This window comes from Arthrobacter sp. Ld5 (assembly GCF_051172775.1).
Classification (GTDB): domain Bacteria; phylum Actinomycetota; class Actinomycetes; order Actinomycetales; family Micrococcaceae; genus Arthrobacter_D.
Genome location: NZ_JBPKBO010000006.1, coordinates 45,953 through 64,719, shown reverse-complemented (window position 1 = coordinate 64,719; position 18,767 = coordinate 45,953). Strand labels below are relative to the sequence as shown.

The 18,767-nt window shown below is 73.4% G+C and carries 16 protein-coding genes; 9 read left to right on the top strand and 7 right to left on the bottom strand.

Annotation, left to right across the window (positions count from 1 at the left end; translation table 11 throughout):
• Nucleotides 1-61 precede the first annotated feature (61 nt).
• The gene (locus ACSGDB_RS03905) at nt 62-1,111 is read left to right on the top strand and encodes a lipid II:glycine glycyltransferase FemX (protein ID WP_434993007.1); all 1,050 of its coding nucleotides are present in this window, start codon (nt 62-64) and stop codon (nt 1,109-1,111) included.
• 148 nt (nt 1,112-1,259) lie between these two features.
• Here ACSGDB_RS03905 and manA read toward each other — a convergent pair whose 3' ends face one another.
• The 4 genes from manA to ACSGDB_RS03885 form a co-directional block, all read right to left on the bottom strand.
• Nucleotides 1,260-2,618, bottom strand: coding sequence for a mannose-6-phosphate isomerase, class I (manA, locus tag ACSGDB_RS03900; RefSeq protein ID WP_434993081.1), 1,359 nt, complete (start codon nt 2,616-2,618; stop codon nt 1,260-1,262).
• A 61-nt stretch (nt 2,619-2,679) separates the two neighbouring features.
• The gene (locus ACSGDB_RS03895; protein ID WP_434993006.1) at nt 2,680-4,281 is read right to left on the bottom strand and encodes an LCP family protein; all 1,602 of its coding nucleotides are present in this window, start codon (nt 4,279-4,281) and stop codon (nt 2,680-2,682) included.
• Nucleotides 4,278-4,781, bottom strand: a complete 504-nt coding sequence (gene purE, locus ACSGDB_RS03890) for a 5-(carboxyamino)imidazole ribonucleotide mutase (RefSeq protein ID WP_434993079.1) — start codon at nt 4,779-4,781, stop codon at nt 4,278-4,280. Before purE ends, ACSGDB_RS03895 begins: the two co-directional genes overlap by 4 nt.
• A 41-nt stretch (nt 4,782-4,822) precedes the next feature.
• Nucleotides 4,823-5,995, bottom strand: a complete 1,173-nt coding sequence (locus tag ACSGDB_RS03885) for a 5-(carboxyamino)imidazole ribonucleotide synthase (protein ID WP_434993004.1) — start codon at nt 5,993-5,995, stop codon at nt 4,823-4,825.
• Nucleotides 5,996-6,286: 291 nt separating this feature from the next.
• Here ACSGDB_RS03885 and ACSGDB_RS03880 point away from each other — a divergent pair, with 291 nt between their 5' ends.
• Nucleotides 6,287-6,838, top strand: coding sequence for a GtrA family protein (locus ACSGDB_RS03880; RefSeq protein ID WP_434993003.1), 552 nt, complete (start codon nt 6,287-6,289; stop codon nt 6,836-6,838).
• Here the strand turns inward: ACSGDB_RS03880 and ACSGDB_RS03875 are convergent.
• Nucleotides 6,816-7,544, bottom strand: coding sequence for a TIGR03089 family protein (locus ACSGDB_RS03875; protein ID WP_434993002.1), 729 nt, complete (start codon nt 7,542-7,544; stop codon nt 6,816-6,818). The genes ACSGDB_RS03880 and ACSGDB_RS03875 overlap by 23 nt on opposite strands.
• Before the next feature lie 293 nt (nt 7,545-7,837).
• Between ACSGDB_RS03875 and ACSGDB_RS03870 the strand changes: the two genes are divergently transcribed.
• The 3 genes from ACSGDB_RS03870 to ACSGDB_RS03860 are packed head-to-tail and all read left to right on the top strand — an operon-like array spanning nt 7,838 to nt 13,595.
• Nucleotides 7,838-8,407, top strand: a complete 570-nt coding sequence (locus ACSGDB_RS03870; RefSeq protein WP_434993001.1) for a WhiB family transcriptional regulator — start codon at nt 7,838-7,840, stop codon at nt 8,405-8,407.
• Entirely contained in the window at nt 8,311-11,841 is a 3,531-nt protein-coding gene (locus ACSGDB_RS03865; RefSeq protein WP_434993000.1) for a glycosyltransferase, read from the top strand. The genes ACSGDB_RS03870 and ACSGDB_RS03865 overlap by 97 nt, the downstream gene beginning before the upstream one ends.
• Nucleotides 11,838-13,595: a DUF5719 family protein gene (locus ACSGDB_RS03860; protein ID WP_434992999.1), complete on the top strand. Its 1,758-nt coding sequence runs from the start codon at nt 11,838-11,840 to the stop codon at nt 13,593-13,595. Before ACSGDB_RS03865 ends, ACSGDB_RS03860 begins: the two co-directional genes overlap by 4 nt.
• Nucleotides 13,596-13,611: 16 nt before the next feature.
• On the opposite strand, the gene ACSGDB_RS03855 is transcribed toward ACSGDB_RS03860, so the two are convergent.
• Nucleotides 13,612-14,106, bottom strand: a complete 495-nt coding sequence (locus tag ACSGDB_RS03855) for a metallopeptidase family protein (RefSeq protein WP_434992997.1) — start codon at nt 14,104-14,106, stop codon at nt 13,612-13,614.
• 140 nt (nt 14,107-14,246) lie between these two features.
• On the opposite strand from ACSGDB_RS03855, the gene ACSGDB_RS03850 reads away from it, so the two are divergent.
• From ACSGDB_RS03850 to ACSGDB_RS03835, 4 genes are all read left to right on the top strand, one after another.
• A complete protein-coding gene (locus tag ACSGDB_RS03850) occupies nt 14,247-14,633 on the top strand; it encodes a DUF3499 domain-containing protein (protein WP_434992995.1) in 387 nt (128 codons plus the stop codon).
• Nucleotides 14,634-14,726: 93 nt separating this feature from the next.
• Entirely contained in the window at nt 14,727-14,918 is a 192-nt protein-coding gene (locus ACSGDB_RS03845) for a hypothetical protein (RefSeq protein ID WP_434992994.1), read from the top strand.
• Between the two features lie 46 nt (nt 14,919-14,964).
• The gene (gene ahcY, locus ACSGDB_RS03840) at nt 14,965-16,464 is read left to right on the top strand and encodes an adenosylhomocysteinase (RefSeq protein ID WP_434992992.1); all 1,500 of its coding nucleotides are present in this window, start codon (nt 14,965-14,967) and stop codon (nt 16,462-16,464) included.
• 127 nt (nt 16,465-16,591) lie between these two features.
• Nucleotides 16,592-17,869, top strand: a complete 1,278-nt coding sequence (locus tag ACSGDB_RS03835; RefSeq protein ID WP_434992991.1) for an Ig-like domain-containing protein — start codon at nt 16,592-16,594, stop codon at nt 17,867-17,869.
• Here ACSGDB_RS03835 and ACSGDB_RS03830 read toward each other — a convergent pair.
• Nucleotides 17,860-18,666 (bottom strand): RDD family protein, encoded by an 807-nt coding sequence (locus ACSGDB_RS03830; RefSeq protein WP_434992990.1) that lies wholly within the window; start codon nt 18,664-18,666, stop codon nt 17,860-17,862. The two genes, ACSGDB_RS03835 and ACSGDB_RS03830, sit on opposite strands and share 10 nt — an antisense overlap.
• Between the last annotated feature and the right edge of the window lie 101 nt (nt 18,667-18,767).

The window sequence follows — 18,767 nt, the reverse complement described above, 5'->3', positions numbered from 1 at the left end:
CCGTCGGCCGGTCCGCCCGTCCGGGACCGGGCAGGGCGGCGCGCCCCTATAGGCTGGTCGGATGAGCCTTTCCGTGTCGCCCTGCCCCGACCGTGCCCTCTGGGACACCACCGTCAACGAGCTGGGAGGCCACCCCCAGCAGCTGTGGGGGTGGGGTGCGACGAAAGCCGCGCACGGCTGGACCGCGGACCGCGTGATCCTCCAGGGGGACGACGGCGTCGTCGTCGCCGCCGCGCAGGTGCTGTGCCGGTCGCTGCCGTTCCCGCTGCGGCGACTCGCCTACATCCCCCGCGGCCCGCAGGCCCTGCCGGGGCGCGAGGCCGAGGCCCTGGAGGCCATCGTCGGGTACGTCCGGGCGGCCCACCCGTCGGTCGCGCTGTCGATCGAACCCGACTGGGAGGCGGAGGGCGACGTCGTCCGTGCCCTCCCCGCGGCGGGCTGGAAGACGAGCACGAACACCATCCTCATCGGCCGCACCCTCATCCTGGACCTCCGGCGATCGGAGGAGGACCTGCTGGCCGACATGACGAAGAAGCACCGCCAGTACATCCGCAAGTCCGGCCGGGAGGGCCTGGACCTCCGGCGCGTGGTCCGCAGCGAGCTCCCGGCCTGCCTTGACGTCTACCGGCTGACGGCCGAGCGCGCGGGCTTCGGCATCCACGAGGACTCCTACTACCTGGACATCTTCGACAACCTCGGCGACGCGTCCCCGGTGTACGCCGCGTTCCAGGGCGGCGACGTCGTCGCCTTCCTCTGGCTCTCCACGACCGACGCCACCTCCTTCGAGCTCTACGGTGGGATGACCGATGAGGGCGAACGGCTCCGCGCGAACTACGCGCTGAAGTGGTTCGCGATCTGCGAGATGAAGGCGCGGGGCGTGCACCGCTACGACTTCAACGGCCTGCTCAACGACGGCGTCTCCCGCTTCAAGATGGGCTGGGCGAAGCACGAGGACCAGCTCGCCGGCACCTGGGACTACCCGCTCTCACCCCTCTACCCGGTGTTCAGCCGGGCGCTCCCGGTCGCGAAGCGCGGTGCGCAGCTGGCGCGCCGCCAGGTAGGGCGGGTCGTCGGTGCGGTGCGGCGCGTGCGTGCGGGGCGCGCCTCCTGACCCACCCGTCGCCCGGCGTTGCCGGGACGCGTCCGCCCCGCGTGAGTGCCCACGTGTGGTGGGTGTTCGACGGCGGGACCCGCCGTAGCTGCGCACTCGGGCGACGGCGCAAGGGGAAGCGCTGCCGGGCGCGCTCCGGGCCGACCTCCTACACGCCGAGCGCGGACGTCCCGCCGCCCACGGTGACGGCGAACGCCAGCACCGGACCGTCCGTGGCCCCGTGCTCGTCCGCGGCCGGACGCACCATCAGGGGCGCCTCGGACGCCGCGACGAAGGCGCTGCTCCCGCGCGGCACGAGGAGCGTCGAGTTCGGGGTGTCCAGCAGGATCGGGGCGCTGACCGCGAGGACGACGACGGGACCGTTCTGCACCACGGGGACGTGCGCCGGCGTGAGGCTCCCGCCCCCGGCCGGGGCGCCGTCCGTCCCGGGGGCGTCGTCGGCGGTGCCGGCGGGCCCGGCCGCCGGGTCCGCCAGGACGATCCGCTGCAGCTGGAACTCCTCGAACGGCGGACGGTACAGCTCCTGGTCGAGCAGCGTGTACTCGGGCACGAGCGACGGCGGCGCGAGCGGTGCGAAGACCACGGTCGCGAGCAGCTCCGCGGTGTCCACGTGCTTCGGCGTCAGGCCGCCGCGCAGCACGTTGTCCGAGGAGGCCATGACCTCGATGCCCAGCCCGCCCAGGTAGGCGTGGATGTTCCCGGCGGGCAGGTAGAGCGCCTCGCCCGGCCGGAGCGAGACACGGTTGAGCAGCAGGGCGACGAGCACCCCCGGATCGCCGGGGTACTGGCCGGACAGTTCGGCGAGGGTCGCGAGATCCCGGGCCGTCGCGTCCCCGGAGCCCGTCCCGTCCCCGGTCCCCTCGGCGCGCCCCGCGGCCGCCACCACCGCGTCCACGGCCTCGCCGGGCGCCCGGAGCAGGAGCGTGAAGGCGCCGCGCAGCCCTGCCTCACCGCCTGACACCAGCTGCGCGGCGACGCCGTCGAGGAGGCGGTGGGCCGTCGAGCCGGGCTCCACGGCGGCGGCGAGGACGTCGATGATGCGCGCGGCGTCGGCCAGGGGCCGGAACCCGCACAGGGCCTCGAAGGGGGTGAGCGCGAAGATCATCTCCGGCTTGTGGTTCCGGTCCCTGTAGTTTCGGTGCGGGGCGTCGCGGGGAACGCCGGCGGCCTCCTCGGCGTCGTAGCCGGCCGCCGCCTGCTCGAGGCTCGGGTGCACCTGCAGGGACAGGGCCGATCCCGCCGCCAGCACCTTCAGGAGGAACGGGAGACGGCCGTCGAAGCGCCCGGCCACCTCGTCGCCGAGCATCGCCCGCGGATCCTCGTCGATGAGGTCGTGGAGGCTGCTGCGGGCCCCGTCGGCGAACACGGCCTCGGAGGGGGAGTCGGGATGCGCGCCGACCCAGAGCTCCGCCTCCGGGCCCCCCGACGGTTCCCGGCCGAGCAGGTCGGCGATGGCGTGCTCCGAGCCCCAGGCGTACGGACGGAGGGGGCTGTCGAGGAGGAACATCGTCATCGATCCTTCGGCTGGTGGGACGGCGCGCAGGGCGGCGCCGGACGGGCGGGGTCGGTCAGGCGGGTGAGCATTCGCCGTTGTTCGCGAGCAGGTCGCCGAGGGTGAGGTCGTCGCCGATGATGGCGAGTTCCTGCAGGTACTCCTCGGTGATGCCGTCGTCCGTCCCGTCCGAGGTGCCGTCAGTCGCGCCGTCGTCGACGGTCTGCGCCGGGACCTGCGCGACGACGCCGGCCCGTTCCAGCGTCAGCGGACCGGCGGCGGCCGGATCCGCCGACCCCTCGGCGAGCATCTCCTGGACGCGGGTGTGGATGCGGTCGAAGTCGGGGTAGGTGACGAAGTTCTCCGCCGGGGTGCCGAAGTCCGGCGGGCCGATGATCAGGCGGCGGGTCTCCTGGCCCTGGGCCTTCAGCCCCAGGTCGACGAAGCCGGCCAGCTGGTCCTGCGGGATGTCCGTCTCGACGATCTGCGTGCCGGCCGCGGCGATCGACTGGAACCGCGTCAGGAGGGTGGACGGGTCCAGCTGCGCGATCATGGCCTGCTGGACGCACTGCTGGCGCGCGATGCGGTCGTAGTCCGTGACGAACTCGCGGCTCCGGGCGTACCAGAGGGCGTGGTACCCGTCGAGGGTCTGGACGCCCGGCTTGATCCAGCCGTCCGGCGGGTAGTGGCGGATCGGGTCGGTGCCGGGGATCTCGGCGGCGGTGATGGGCACCCAGCCGCCGGCGTCGATCCGGATGCCGCCCATGGCGTCGACCAGCTGCTCGAAGCCGTTCATGTCGACGAGGACGTAGGCCTGCACCTCGATCCCGAGGACACCGCTCGCGGCGTCCATCATGGCCTCGGCGCCCGGGTCCTGGGCGTCGGGGTACAGGTCCGTGTGGTTCTGGGTCACCGTCGTGTAGAGGCTGTTGATGATGCACGGGTCGCCGCAGTTGTAGCCGTCCGGGTAGACCTCCCAGAGGGGGGAGTCCTCGGAGAACGGCGCGTTCTGGAAGTTGCGCGGGATGCTGAACGTGACGGTGGCGCCCGTCTCCGCGTCGACGCTGATAACCGAGATGCTGTCGGGCCGGCGGCCCGTGCGGTCCTCGCCGGCATCGCCGCCCATGAGGAGGAAGTTGTACCGGCCGTCCACGGGGTCGAAGGCGGGCCCGGACTGGAAGATGGAGCTGACCGTGGACCGCCCCACCCCGAGGACGTAGGCGCCGTAGGCGAGGGATCCGCTGGTGAGCACCATGAGCACCGCGAGGGCGCCCGCCACGAGGGGGCGCGCCCCGCGGTCGAGCAGGGGCATGCGGATGAGGCGGAGGGTGTTCAGGAAGAGCAGGGCCCATCCGACGGCGATCGCGAGGAGACCGGCGATCAGCAGCAGCGACCACCAGCGGTGGGTCACGACGCCGACGGCGAGGGTGCGGTTCGTGACGGCGAGGACGATGCCGAGGAGCACGAGGGCCCAGCAGGCGAACGTGGCGCGCAGTGCCCGGCGCCCGAGGCGCCGGTCCCCGGCGACGACCTGCGCGGAGCCCGGCAGGACGAGCGTCAGGGCGAGGAGGACGAAGGCGCGCTTGGTGCGGACCGCGGGCGGGGCGGACTCCGGGTACCGGACGGGGTCGGTGAGGGCGCCCACGCCGTGGGACCCGGTGCGGGTGGTCGTCGTCATGCGTCGTCCGCCGTGGCCTCCGCGATGCGGGAGCGGAGTGCGGCGCCCTTCTCCTCCGCGGTCCGCCGGAGGGCCCCGGCGAACTCGACGAGTTGCCGCCGCAGGGTGGCCGCCTGCTCGTCCGTGCCGGAGGCGAGCATCCTGACGGCGAGCAGCCCCGCGTTGCGGGCACCGCCGATGGACACGGTGGCCACGGGGACGCCGGCGGGCATCTGCACGATCGACAGGAGCGAGTCCATGCCGTCGAGGTAGCGCAGGGGGACCGGGACGCCGATCACGGGCAGCGGCGTCACGGAGGCGAGCATGCCCGGAAGGTGCGCGGCGCCGCCGGCGCCGGCGATGAGGACCCGCAGCCCGCGCTCCTGGGCGCTCCTGCCGTACTCGATCATCGCGTCGGGCATGCGGTGCGCGGACACGACGTCCGCCTCGTAGGGGATGGAGAACTCGGCCAGTGCAGCCGCTGCGGCTTCCATGACGGGCCAATCGGAGTCCGAGCCCATCACGAGTCCTACCTGGGCGTTTGTCACTGCATTCCCTTCGGTCATTCCTGAGTGGGGTCGTCCCGGGTGCCGTCGCGGAGCGTCGCGGCTACCCTCGTGGCCCTGGCGCGGACGTCGGCGAGCGGCTCCCCGGGGGCCGCCAGCGCGTTGACGTGGCCGATCTTCCGGCCGGGACGGACGTCCTTGCCGTAGAAGTGCACTTTAGCGGACGGTCCTGAGGACAGGGCGGCCGGATACGCCGCGTAGATGTCCGTGTTCGCCCCGCCGAGGATGTTCTTCATCACGGCGTGCTCCGCCACGGGGGCGGTGGAGCCGAGGGGCAGGTCGAGGACAGCGCGCAGGTGCTGTTCGAACTGTCCTGTCACGGCGCCGTCCATGGTCCAGTGGCCCGAGTTGTGCGGACGCATGGCGAGCTCGTTGATGAGGTAGCCGGCCCCGGAGCCCGGGGTCTCGAAGAGTTCGACCGCCAGGACGCCCGTGACGTCGAGACGTTCGGCGAGACGCAGCGCGGCCCCGGTGACGGCGTCGGCGAGGTCGTCGGCCAGGCCCGGGGCGGGGGCGATGACCTCGTTGCACACGCTGTCCACCTGGATGGACTCGACGACGGGCCACGCGACGGCCTCCCCGGAGGGCCGCCGGGCCACGAGGACGGACAGTTCGCGGCTGAACGGGACGAACTGCTCGACCAGCAGCTCGCCGCCGGTGAACCAGTCCCGCGCCGCGTCGAGGGACGCGGCGTCGCGCAGTACGAGGACCCCCTTGCCGTCGTAGCCGCCACGCGGTGTCTTGAGGACCACCGGCCAGCCCGCGGAGGCCGCGAAGGCCTCGACGCCGGAGGGGTCCGTCACCGCCCGCCAGGAGGGGTTGGGCAATCCGAGTGCGTCGACGGCCCGCCGCATCACGAGCTTGTCCTGCGCGTGCAGGAGCGCCGCCGGTGAGGGGTGGAGGCGCACGCCGTCGGCGGCCAGGTCCGCGAGGAGCTCACCGGGGACGTGCTCGTGGTCGAAGGTGACGACGTCCACACCCGCGGCGAAGGCGCGCAGCGTCTCGCGATCGCGGTAGTCGCCCACGTGGGAGCGGGCGACGGCGGCCACGGCGGACACGTCGGGGCCCTCTGCGAGGACGCGGAGTTCGAGGCCGAGTTCGACGGCGGGACCGGCCATCATGCGGGCGAGCTGGCCGCCGCCGATGACGCCTATCACGGGAAAAGTCACCACTACAGGGTAACCACGGGGCGGCCGGACCCGGCCATCCGGCCGGCCGGAACGGGAGGCAACCGGGTGTTTCACAGGAGGCCGCCGACCTGCTAGCGGGGGTTTCCGGACGCCGCCGGGGACCGCGACCGTGAACACCCCGTAAAATGGGGCGAAACGCGCCATGCAAAGGTCGGCCTGGGTTGCCTGCTCTGCTGGCCCCGTCGCGGTTTGTCCTGCAGGTCCGCCGGGAGCATCCCCTGCGGTGCCGGCGTTCGTATCGGACCTCGGAGGTTGACAGTGGCAGGACTCATGGACCGGATCAGGGGCCTCGCGTCGCTCTTCTGGCGCGAGGTGGCGAAGTTCGGGGCGGTCGGCGGTGTGGCTTTCGTCATCGACAACGGGCTCTACTGGTACCTGATCCACGGCCCGATGAGCGGCAGCGAGGTCAAGGCGCGCTTCGTCTCGGCCGGCGTGGCCACGGTCTTCGCCTGGGTCGCCAACCGCTACTGGACCTTCCGCCACCGCCGCCAACCCAATCCGGCCCGCGAGCTCGCCATGTTCGTCTTCATCAACGTGATCGGGATGGGTATCGCCGCAGGGTGTGTGTGGGTGGCCAAGTACCTCTTCGACGTCGTCGAGCCGGGCCCCCTGTTCGTCGTGGGGGTCTTCGGCACCGTGCTCGCCACCTTCGTCCGCTTCATCGCCTACCGGTTCTGGGTGTTCAACGTGGAACTCGACGCGGACCCGGTGTTCACCCACGACCAGGAGCTCATCCACCCGCAGGACGGGCCCGCGGGCACCGCGGCCCCGGCCCGGACGGAGCCCGGGATCGAGACGGTCAGGCACCCATCCGGTCAGTGACCTTCTCGCCGCTGAGCATCGTGTCCGTGACCGTGACGCCTTCCTCCACGAGGACGAGCGCCCCGTCCCGCTCCCACACCGCGGCCGCGGCGGCGAGGGTCCGCAGCAGGCCGACGCCGGGGGCCAGGAGGAGCGTCGGCGGTTCGGCGACAGCCGCCGCCTGATCGTGCCCTCCGGGCAGCGCCACCATGCCTGCGAGGTCCACGGCCGTCAGCTCCCGCCCGGGTGCGCGGACCAGGGGGGCGGACGCCCTGCCGTCGGCCGCGTCGAGGAACACGTCGCCGTGGGAGCGCACCTCCGCGGCGAAGTCCACGGCTCCCCGCGGCAGCGGCCCGTCCCACCGGAGCGCGAGCGAGCCGAGGGCCACGCAGGCCAGCAGGCGCGGCGGGTCCACCTCAACGCCGGCCCACGAGGTCAGCACGATGTCGGCGTCGGCGGAGGTCCCGACCGAGGGGCCGGGGACGCCGTCGCCGTCGGGCAGGACGACGACCGCCCCCACCTGCCAGCAGGCGAACACGAGGGCGAGGCTCTTCCAGTGGACCGGCAGGTCGACGGCGACGACGGTCCCGTCGGCTGCGTCGAGTTCGTCCACGAGGAGGTTGGCGCTCTTGGCGACCCAGTTGTCGAAGACGCGCCCGGACAGTTCGATCCGACCGTCCCGGCCGTGCCAGACGAGACGCGGAGAGGTGGGGCTGAGGGATCGCATCCTTCTCAGGAGCTGTGCTGGTGACTGTGGCATGATGGGCCTCTTCCGGCTCGAGGGGGGTCGGTTCCGCGTCGGCACTGCGTAGGACTACTTGCCGACGCGCCGACAAAGACAGGTAGTCGTATCGGCGTGGCACTCGTGTTTGTCAAGTCCCGACTCTATAAGGTTCCGTCCGCCGCTTGACGAAATTCGTGTTACACCCGTGTAATTAGGGGCAACGGATCTGTTCCGGCACGCGGGCGCGAGGGTCGACCCATGCTGATGCCGGAACGGCGACACCGGGAAGGCTGATTATGGGGCAGGCAGAACGCACTCAGGAACGACCAGATATCGCAGCGCAGGCTTCGGCCCGCTACGGCTCACGGGGCGTTCCCGCCGACTGGTTCCTCGATCCGGCCGATCCCCTGGCCGGCGACCTCTACCGCGAAGGCACGCGTTCCATGCTCGAGGACCAGGCGACGGCCTTCCTCAACGTCCACCAGACCCTCACGCTGCTCCCCGAGGTCGACGGCCCCCGCAGCCTCCTCGTCCTTCCGGGCCTCGACCCCGAGGTGCAGGAGGTCGCCGTGCCGCAGCCGGCGCCCGCCGGTCGGCCCGCCTGGGTCGAGCAGCCCCTCGCGCCGGGCGATGTCGACGACGACGGCGAGCTGTCCTGGCAGGCGGACGCCCTGTGCGCGCAGACCGACCCGGAGGCCTTCTTCCCGGAGAAGGGCGGCTCGACCCGCGACGCCAAGAAGGTGTGCGGCTCCTGCATCGTGAAGTCCGAGTGCCTCGAGTACGCCCTGGAGAACGACGAGCGCTTCGGCATCTGGGGTGGTCTCTCCGAGCGGGAGCGCCGCAGGCTGCGGAAGCGAGCGGTCTGATTCAGCAGCACCTCCGCGTCACCGCCGTCGTCGTAGCCCACGACGGTGCCGAGTACCTCCCGGAGACCCTGGAGGCCCTCGGGCGCCAGCGCCGCGCCGCCGATCTCTGTGTCGGCGTCGACACCGGGTCCACGGACACCTCAGCGTCCCTGCTCCAGTTCGGGCTGCCGCTCGGCAGTCCCGTGGTCGGCGCTCCGGCGCGTGCGGGGTTCGGTGCCGCCGTCCGGACCGCCCTCGCCGAGATCCCGCCGTACAGCGGTTCCGGGACGGGGGACGGGCACGACTGGCTGTGGCTCCTCCATGACGACTCCGCCCCCGAACCCGGGGCACTCGCCGAGCTGCTCCTCGCCGTCGAGCGCGCCCCCTCGGTCACGGTGGCCGGGGCCAAGCAGGTCGCGTGGGACGACCGCCGGGAACTCGTGGACGTCGGACTGTCCATCAGCCGGTGGGCGGAACGGCTCACGCTGATCGACGTCGACGAGCACGACCAGGGGCAGTACGACGCACGCAGCGACGTCTTCGCCGTCAACTCCGCGGGCATGCTGATCCGCCGCGACGTGTTCGACGCCCTCGGCGGTTTCGACCCGGCCCTCCACGGCGTGGGTGACGACGTCGACCTGTGCTGGCGGAACCGGCTCGCCGGCCACCGGGTGGTCGTGGTGCCCCGGGCGGTGCTGCGCCACGCGAGGTCCAGGCCGCACCCGGTCTCCACCCCGCACGGCGCGCGGGCCGCCGAGGTGTACCTCCGGCTCAAGCACGCCTCCGCGCAGATGGTCCCCCTCCTCGCCGTCGGCGCCGTCCTCGGCGGACTGGTCCGCCTGGTCGTCTGCCTCCTGGCGAAGGACCCGGGCTCCGGTGCGGGCCAGCTGCTCGGCAGCCTGGCCGGTGTCGGCCGGCCGTTCCACCTCTGGCGGTCCCGCCGCAGCGCCGCCCGGAGCCGGCGCCGCCCGCGCTCGATCGTGCGCCCGCTCATCACCTCCCGCCGTGAGGTGTGGTCCCACCGGCGGTCGGTCATCGACGCGTTCACCTCGCGCGGCGCCGCCGCGGGGCAGGACCCGCTGCACCCGGGCGGGGAGTACATCCCGTCGGGGAACGGCAACGACGACTTTGCCGCGCTGTCCACCCCGGCGCGGCTCTGGTCCGGGTCCGGTGCGGTCCTCGCCGTCGGGGTGCTGCTCACGGCCGCCGTCCTGGGCCTCCACCGGCTCGTCGGTGCGCCGGCGCTGGCGGGCGGGTCGCTGCTGCCGGTCGCCGGGACCCCGGGAGCGGTCCTGGCCGGCGCGACGGCGTGGTGGTCGGGCCTCGGGACCGGGTTCCCCGCCCACGGCTCGCCGTTCGCCGCCGTCCTGTGGCTGCTCTCCCTGCTGGGCCTCGGCGCGGCGAACACGGCCGTCGTCGTCGCCGTGGTCTGTGCGCTGCCCCTGGCCGGCCTGACCGCGTGGTCCGCCGCCGGGGCGCTGACGCGGTCCCGCGCGCTGCGCCTCTGGGCCGCGGTCTTCTGGGGAGCGGCACCCGCGCTGCAGGTCGCGCTCGGGCAGGGCCGCCTCGGCGCGCTGCTCGCCCACGTCCTCCTTCCCCTGGCCCTGCTGGGAGTTGTCCGGGCGGTCGGCGGCGCGGTGGGCGCCCGTACGCTGCCGGAGGGCATCCTGCGGCCCGGGGTCGGCGGGACCCGCAGCTGGACCGCCGGCGCAGCCGCCGGGCTCGTCCTCGCCGTCATCGCGGCGTCGGCACCCTCCCTCGGCGCCTTCGCCGCGGCAGGGCTGATCCTCGCGCTGATCGTCGGTGGCAGACGGACGCGCCCGCTGTGGTGGACCCTGCTGCCCGTCGTCGCGCTGTACCTGCCGTACCTCCTCTCGGCCCTCCCGCACCCCCGCGGCGTCCTCGGTGATCCGGGAGTCCCGCTCGCCTTCGACCCGGCCGCACCCTGGCAGCAGCTCCTCGGATTCCCGGTGCGGTTCGACCCGATGCTGCCGCCCGCGGCAGCGGGTCTCCTCGGTGCGGGCCCGTGGTCGCTCGTCGCCGCGATCGTCATCGGTGGGCCCGTGATCGCCCTCGCCGCCATCGCGCTCTTCCGGCGCGGCACCCTCGTGCGCGCGTTCTGGCTGATGGCCGTCCTGGCGCTGGCCCTCGGCACGGTGGCCCCGCGATTCCCCGTGGCGGTGGACGGCACCGCCCTGGTCGGCGTGTTCCCCGGACCGCTCGTCTCCGCCGTCACCCTGTGCCTGCTCGCCGCCGCCCTCGCGGGACTGCCCGGCCGCCAGGACCCCGGCCTCCCCGCGCCGCCGGTCCGCGCCGGGCGGCAGCTCCTCCGGACCGTCGCGGGCCTGGCGCTCGCCGCCGGCCCGCTGCTGAGCCTCGCCCTGTGGCTCGCCCCCGGCGTCACCGGCCCTCCCGCCGCGGTCGCCGACCCGGCGGTTCTCCGCGGCACCCCGGCCGGGGAACGGCTCGCCGGGGAGGGTGCCGCGGACGCCGGCACCACGGATTTCGGCACGGCGATCCGCCTGGACCCCGTGGCCGCGCGGCCGCTGCCCGCGACGGCGGCGGACCGGGGCACGGGCCCCGACCGGACCCGGACCCTCGTTCTCACGGTCGACGACGACGGCGACGTCCGTGCCGCCCTGGCGCGCGCCGCGGGGACGACCCTCGACGCGCTCAACCCGCTCTCCGCCGCCCGCACGCTGCAGGGTGGCGGGGAGGTGACGCTGCGGGAGGACGGGGAGTCCGCGAGGCTCCTCCGCACGAGCGTCGCCGTGATCGTCGGCGCCACGGGCGCGGATCCGAGCGGCGACCTGCGCGACCTCGGCGTCGGCTTCGTCGTCCTCCGGCAGTCCGAGGCCGCAGGGGACTTCGTCAGCGGCCGCATCGACTCCGTGCCCGGACTCACCGCCGTCGGGGACACCGAGGCGGGGCGCCTCTGGCGCGTCGCCCCGTCCGCGTCCGGTCCCGGCGACCTCACCGCCCGGGTGCGCGTCCTCGACGCCGAGGGCCGGACCGAGAGCATCCTCCCGTCGTCCGACGTGGAGGCCGCCGGCACGGTTCCTGCCGGCGGCGGGGACCGGCGACTCGTCCTGGCCGAGGAGGCGGACCCCGGGTGGCACGCCGTCCTCGACGGCCGGAGGCTCGAGCCGGTGTCCGACGGGTGGCGGCAGGCCTTCGCGCTGCCCGCCGCCGGCGGCGCGGTGGAGGTCTCCTACACCAGCCCCTACCAGCCCTGGTCCGAAGCGCTGCAGGCCGTCGTCCTCGGACTGACCCTGCTCCTCGCCCTTCCCGTCCCGTCCCGGCCCGCGGTGGCGCGACCGACCGGGGGCGCACCGCGGCAGGCGGTCCGGCGTCCCTCCGGCGAGGCGACGTCGGCCCCGGCCGACGACCCGGTCGACCGGGCTCCGGACGGTGCCCGCCCGCAGCCGGTGTCCAGCGGAAGGAGTGTCGGGTGAGCCCGCGACGGAAGACCGGTCGGACGGCGAAGGGCACCCCGCTCCGGGACGGGTCGGAGCGGCAGGCCCCGGAGACGGCAGGCACTGCCGGGGTGGCGGACACGGCCGTCGCCGCGCGCGCCGTCGCCCGTGACCGGGCCGCCGGGGTCCGACGCCCCACGCGCCTGGGGACCGCCCTCGGCGCGGCGGCCGGCGTCGTCCTCCTCGGGGCGACGGCGGCGATCGCCTCCGGAGGCCTGACCGCCGCGCTGCCGGACGGCCCGGCCGCCGACGTCGAGATCCCGGCCGCCGCGGTCCCCGCCGGGGACTACGCCGCAGTGTGCCCTGCGCCGCCCCGGCTGATCGCATCGGCCGGGGACGGGGCGGACCCCGAGTTCGGCCCGGCGTCGGCCAGCGCGAGGGCCACGGTCTCCGGTGTGGTGCTCAGCGACCTCGGCGCCACCGTCACCGGGAGCGGGCTGCTGCCCGTCGGCGGGGACGAGCCCCTGGCCCTGATCCGCGAGTTCGCTTCCCGGTCCTCACTCACCTCGGAGGACCCCGCCAGCAGCGGCGAGGACGGTCTGACGGACCGGACCGCGGGGGTCGCCCGGGGTGTCGCCGTCGAGGCGCCGTCCGTCCTGCGCGCGCAGTCGCAGGGCGGGCTCACCCCGGCGGCCGCCGCGACCACCACCTACACCGCCGCCGACGGGGACCTCCGCGGGCTCGCGGCCACGGCCTGCCAGGTGCCCTCGAGCGAGCTCTGGCTCCTGGGCGCCACGACAACCGTGGGGCAGTCCTCCTACCTGACCCTGACCAATCCCACCGGCACGGCCGCCTCCGTGTCGCTCGAGCTCCACGGGCCGGACGGCCCCATCGAGGCGCCCGGGACCCGCGACCAGCTGGTGGCGCCCGGCGAGACGCGCCGGATCGTCCTCGCCGCCCTCGCCGGCGACCAGGAGCAGGTGGCCGTGCACGTGCGCAGCGAGCGCGGACGCGTGAGCGGGGTCATCCAGCAGAGTGTCCTGCGCGGCCTGACGCCCGGCGGCGTGGACCTCCTGTCACCGGGTGCTCCGGCGGGCCTGACCCAGGTGGTGCCCGGCGTCGTCGTCCAGGACGCGGCAACGGCGCGCCGCATCCGCGAGCAGGAGGGGTACGGCACCGCAGCGCCGGCGCTGCAGGTGCTCGTCCCCGGCACGAGCGACGCCGTGCTCGACGTCCGGGTGTTCGGGTCCGACGGGGAGGTGGACCTGCCCGGCGGCGGAGTGGTGAGGGCGGCGGGCGGTGCCGTCACCAGCATCCCCCTGGACGCGCTGCCGGAGGGGACCTACACCGCGGCCGTCACCTCCGACGTCTCGGTGGTCGCCGCCGCGCGCGTCACGCGCGGGACCGGCAGGGGAGACCCGGTGGACCTCGCGGGTGCCCCGGCGGCCGTCCGCCTGGGCAGCGATCACGTGGTGGCACTCGCCGAGGGCGTGGACACCGCCCTGGTCCTCGGCGCGCCGAGCGGCAGGGGAGAGATCACCCTCACGCCCGTCCTGGCCGACGGCGCGCTGGGCGAGCCCGTGGTGATCGGCATCGCGGGAGGCACGTCCGTCACGGTGCCGTCGTCGTCCCTCGGCCGCTCGCCCGTCGCGGTGCTCGTCGACGCGACCGGGGACCCGGTGTACGGCGCGCAGGTCAGCACGCTGCCCGGGAAGAGGACGGGGATCTCCGTGACGGGCATCCCGGCGGCCGCCGCGGCCCCGCAGAGCATCCCGGTGGAGCTCGGGTACTAGGGCGGGGCGCGCCGGGTCAGGCCTGGGAGCGCCCGTACGCGGGATCGACGGCCTCGGGGGCCAGCCCCATGAGCTCGGCGGCCTGTTCGACGACGACGTCGTGCACGAGCTCGTTGACGGACAGGACGTTCCGCGCGGCCATAAGCACGGGGTGCCGGAAGATGGTGATCACAGCAGGCCGGTGCGGCGAGGCGGGGGAGCAGGCCCCCAGGAGCCCCTGCAGGGATTCGGGGGTCATCTCCTCGAGGCCGTCCGGGATCTCCTGCACCACGATCTGGACGTCCTGGATGCGTTCGCCCCAGAGGCGTTCGAGCCGCTGAGCCGACTCCATCACCCAGTCGTCGAACTGCTCCGACCGCGACCGCGCGCCGGGCAGGTACTGCGGGAGCAGATCGCCGCGCATGCCGCGCCCCCGGCGATTGCGTCGGCGCTCGTAGAACGACCGCGCCGGACGCTCTTCCGCGGCCGCCGGATCGGTCAGGTTCACCGAGAGTGTGGGAGCATCCTGCATGGAACGACTCTAAGCCTTCCACCGCCCCGCACGCACTCCCGCGGCGGTGGGTTCGCATCCGCGCTGCGCGGTGACACCCCGCGCCGTTCGGGGCGGGTCACGGCGGCCTCCCGGGCCGATCCCCGGTAGGGTTGGGCAGCGTGGGATCACTCCGTCAATGCTCCAGATCAGGCTGCCCCCGGCGGGCCGTGGCCACGCTGACCTACGTCTACGCGGATTCGACGGCGGTCCTGGGCCCCCTCGCGACCTACGCCGAGCCCCACACCTACGATCTCTGCGCGATCCACGCGGAACGCCTCACCGTGCCGCGCGGCTGGGAGGTGGTTCGCCTGACACTCCCCGACGCCCCGCCGGAGCACAACTCCGACGACCTCCTGGCCCTGGCCGACGCCGTCCGGGAAGCCGCCGCCGAACCCACCGTGGAAGCCCCGCCGGCCGGACCCCGCGGGGCCAGGACCCCCATGGAACCGCCGGTCGGCGTCAGCGGTCCCCGGCGCGGCCATCTGCGGATCCTGCCCGAGCCCTGACCGGATGCCGGCCGCTCCTGATTGAGGCCGGAGAAGGCGCCCGCGGTAGACTCGGGGTCAGAATCCCGATCCCTTCCGAGCGAAAGTGCTCCCGTGGCGAACCTCCCCTCCCGATTGCTCGACGTCCTCCGCTGCCCCGTCACCGGGTCGGCGCTCGTCCAGGAGGACGACGTCCTCACGGCCTCCTCGCCGGGCCGCGACGGCACGCCGCCGACCTACACGATCGACGAGGGCATCCCCGTGCTGCTCCGCCGCGAACCCCTCGACGGCGGCGCACGCGCCTGACCCGCCGTTCCCCCCGATCTTCCGACCCTTCAAGGACCAGGACACCATGACCTTCGACTACAAAGTTGCCGACCTCTCCCTCGCCGAGGCCGGCCGTCACCAGATCCGCCTGGCCGAGCACGAGATGCCCGGCCTCATGGCGCTGCGCCGCGAGTTCGCCGATTCCCAGCCCCTCGCCGGAGCGCGGATCGCCGGGTCCCTGCACATGACGGTGCAGACGGCGGTCCTCATCGAGACGCTGACCTCCCTCGGCGCCGAGGTGCGCTGGGCGTCCTGCAACATCTTCTCCACCCAGGACGAGGCCGCCGCCGCCGTCGTCGTCGGCACCGGCACCGTCGAGGAGCCCGCCGGCGTGCCCGTGTTCGCGTGGAAGAACGAGTCCCTCGAGGACTACTGGTGGACCGCCACCCAGATCCTCACCTGGCCGGGCCAGGCCGACGGCCTCGGCCCGAACATGATCCTCGACGACGGCGGAGACGCCACCATGCTGGTGCACAAGGGCGCCGAGTTCGAGGCGCTCGGCGCGGTCCCCGCGAACCCGCAGGAGGGCGACGCCGACTACTCGCACGAGTACACCGTGTTCCTCGACACCCTCCGCTCCACGATCGGCTCCGAGCCGCAGAAGTGGACGACGATCGCCGCCGGCATCAGGGGCGTCACCGAGGAGACGACCACGGGCGTGCACCGCCTCTACCAGCTGGCCGCCCAGGGCAAGCTCCTGTTCCCCGCGATCAACGTCAACGACTCCGTCACCAAGTCCAAGTTCGACAACAAGTACGGCATCCGCCACTCACTGCCCGACGGCCTGAACCGCGCCACGGACGTGCTCATCGGCGGCAAGGTCGCGGTCGTGTGCGGGTACGGCGACGTCGGCAAGGGCGCGGCCGAAGCCCTGCGCGGCCAGGGTGCGCGCGTGATCGTCACGGAGATCGACCCCATCTGCGCCCTGCAGGCCGCGATGGACGGCTACCAGGTCGCGAAGCTCGAGTCGGTCCTCGCGCAGGGCGACCTCTTCATCACGACCACCGGCAACAAGGACGTCATCCTGGCCCGCCACATGGCGGGCATGAAGCACCAGGCCATCGTGGGCAACATCGGCCACTTCGACAACGAGATCGACATCGCGGGCCTGGGACGCATCCCCGGCGTCGAGAGGATCGAGATCAAGCCGCAGGTCCACGAGTGGGTCATCCCCGCCGACGAGGCCACCGGCGTGGAGCAGCACTCCATCATCATGCTGTCCGAGGGGCGCCTGCTGAACCTCGGCAATGCGACGGGTCACCCCTCCTTCGTCATGAGCAACTCCTTCGCCAACCAGACGATCGCCCAGATCGAGCTGTACACGAAGTTCGGGCAGGACGACGCCGAAGGCAACCGCGAGTACGAGAACGAGGTGTACGTCCTCCCGAAGGTCCTCGACGAGAAGGTCGCCCGCCTGCACCTCGACGCCCTCGGCGTCGAGCTCACGGAACTGACCAAGGGGCAGGCCGAGTACCTCGACATCGACGTCGCCGGTCCGTACAAGTCGGAGCAGTACCGCTACTAGGCCTCGGCCGAACCGTCCGGACGGCTGCCGCCCCCGCCGGCCCGGACACCGCATGCGGCCTGCGCGGCCAGGGGTGTCCCGTCCCGTACAGTCGCTTCCAGACTGAGAACGTGGAGGGGCTGGACGTATGAAGCAGGGATCGGGCAGGGCGGCAGCGGGCCGGAAGGGCTGGAAGATCGCGGCCATCGGCGCGGCGGCGGTCGTCGCCGTGGGCGGCGGCGTGGGCATCGCGACGGCATCACCGTGGGGCGACCCGGAGCCCTCGTCGTCGTCCGCACCCTCTGCCGCCGCCCCCTCTTCCTCGGCGCCCCCGTCGGCGGCCCCCACCCCGGCCGGTGCCCGGGCCGGCGAGTACACCGTCGGCCTGACGCCCACGGACGGCGCCTTCTCGGTCAACCCCGCCGTCCCGGCCGCGGTGAAGGTCGTGGGTGCGACGCTCGACGCCGTCGACCTCGTCCCGCGGGCCGGCGGAGCGCCCGTGGCCGGCACCCTGTCCGAGGACGGCACGGGCTGGACCGCCACGGACCGCCTCGCCTTCAACACCGAGTACGAGTTCTCCTACACCGTCCGCGACTCCGCCGGGCAGTCCCACCGCGGCACCTCCACGTTCCGCACGGTGGAACCCGCGAACGAGGCCGACGCGGCGATGTTCCCGCTGGACGGCGCGACCGTGGGCACGGGACAGCCGCTCGAGTTCACCTTCAGCGAGCCGGTGACCAACCGGGACGCCGTGGAGAAGGCCATCACCGTGACCAGCACGAGCGGTCAGCCCGGTGCGTTCTACTGGATCTCGGACACCAGGGCGCGGTACCGGCCCCAGACGTTCTGGGCCCCGAACAGCACCATCACGGTCGAGTCCAGGCTCTTCGGCGTCGATTTCGGCAACGGCATGATCGGCAACGGTGACACGACCTGGACCGTCCGGACGCACGGCACGCGCCTGGCCGTGGTGGACAACGCCACCAAGACCATGGAGGTGTACCTCGACGGGAAGCTCGACCGCACCTTCCCGGTGACCCTCGGCACCGAGGAGTGGCCCTCCACCGAGGGCTACATGGTGGTGATGGAGCACTACGAGAGCACCCGCTTCACCGCCGAGTCCATCGGCCTGAAGCCCGGCGACCCCGCCTACTACCCTCCGACGGTCGTGAACCATGCGAGCCGGCTGAGCAAGGGCGGCGCCTTCGTCCACGAGGCGCTGCCGGCCGCGCAGGTGGCCCTCGGGGAGGTCAACGTCTCGCACGGCTGCGTCGGGATGTCCCCGGAGGGCGCCGAGTACTTCTACAACACCTTCGGCCCGGGCGACGTGGTGCAGATCCTGAACACGGACTACGGCCCCATGTACGTGGAGGACGGATTCGGCGACTGGAACGTGCCGTGGGACGAGTGGGTCGGTCAGCCCTGACCGAACGGCAGGGTGTGGACCCGCTTCGCCGTCGCCTCCGTCCGCTCACGCTGGCGCATCATCGCGGCGTGGTCGCGGTCCCTCCGCACGGCGATGACGGCGTGCAGGAACTCCTCCGGGTGGGTGTCCGCCGGGGGACCCGGGAAGACGTGGTGGCCCGCCTCGGTCGCGAGGTCCCTGGAGAGCGCGGCGCGGGCCGACGGCGTGAGGCGCGGAGCCTGCGCCAGGAACTGCGACATCCGCCGGGCGAGGCCGTCGGGCAGGCGCCCGATGTCCGCGGTGGCCGCCCAGGACTCGAGGCGGGGCGGCATCGCGAGGACGGCCCGGGGCCTGGCGACGACCCGCTCCCGCATCGCGTACGTCCCCGCCAGCAGGTCGCCGAGACGCTTCGAGCGTTCGTTGAACAGCGAGACGATGAACGCGAGCGAGCCCACGAGCATGTAGATCTCGAGGATCGCGAGCATGCCCCGGATGAAGGCGTGACGGAAGCGGATCGCGCCGCCGTCGTCGCGCACGATCCGCAACCCCATGACGAGGCGGCCGAGCGACTTCCCGCGGGTCAGGGTTTCCACCGTCACCGGGAGCACGAGCAGGAGCAGCACGACGGTGACCAGGCCGAGGGCCCTCGTGAACGCGTCGTCGAACACGCCGCCGAAGAGGTTTCCGATCAGCAGCAGCACGAGGATCGCGAGGGCGATCTGGGCGATGATGTCGATGAGGACGCTGAGGCCGCGGGCGGCGAATCCGGCCGGTTTCAGTTCGAGGACCACCGCCTCGCCGGTGACGACCGAACTCATGACTGTCTCCCTGCCGACCGATGACGGGTCCTCGTGGTCCGTGCTTCCTCCCAGCAGCGTAGCGCCGTCGTGGTGTCGATGCCCGGCGACGAGCCGGGACG

What these genes read in the sequence shown, in the direction of transcription:
- ACSGDB_RS03895 (WP_434993006.1), bottom strand. Translation starts at nt 4,281, where the DNA reads ATGACGACGACCACCCGCACCGGGTCCCACGGCGTGGGCGCCCTCACC.
- ACSGDB_RS03835 (WP_434992991.1), top strand. Translation starts at nt 16,592, where the DNA reads ATGAAGCAGGGATCGGGCAGGGCGGCAGCGGGCCGGAAGGGCTGGAAG.
- manA (WP_434993081.1), bottom strand. Translation starts at nt 2,618, where the DNA reads ATGTTCCTCCTCGACAGCCCCCTCCGTCCGTACGCCTGGGGCTCGGAG.
- ACSGDB_RS03855 (WP_434992997.1), bottom strand. Translation starts at nt 14,106, where the DNA reads ATGCAGGATGCTCCCACACTCTCGGTGAACCTGACCGATCCGGCGGCC.
- purE (WP_434993079.1), bottom strand. Translation starts at nt 4,781, where the DNA reads ATGGGCTCGGACTCCGATTGGCCCGTCATGGAAGCCGCAGCGGCTGCA.
- ACSGDB_RS03905 (WP_434993007.1), top strand. Translation starts at nt 62, where the DNA reads ATGAGCCTTTCCGTGTCGCCCTGCCCCGACCGTGCCCTCTGGGACACC.
- ahcY (WP_434992992.1), top strand. Translation starts at nt 14,965, where the DNA reads ATGACCTTCGACTACAAAGTTGCCGACCTCTCCCTCGCCGAGGCCGGC.
- ACSGDB_RS03880 (WP_434993003.1), top strand. Translation starts at nt 6,287, where the DNA reads ATGGACCGGATCAGGGGCCTCGCGTCGCTCTTCTGGCGCGAGGTGGCG.
- ACSGDB_RS03870 (WP_434993001.1), top strand. Translation starts at nt 7,838, where the DNA reads ATGGGGCAGGCAGAACGCACTCAGGAACGACCAGATATCGCAGCGCAG.
- ACSGDB_RS03875 (WP_434993002.1), bottom strand. Translation starts at nt 7,544, where the DNA reads ATGCGATCCCTCAGCCCCACCTCTCCGCGTCTCGTCTGGCACGGCCGG.
- ACSGDB_RS03830 (WP_434992990.1), bottom strand. Translation starts at nt 18,666, where the DNA reads ATGAGTTCGGTCGTCACCGGCGAGGCGGTGGTCCTCGAACTGAAACCG.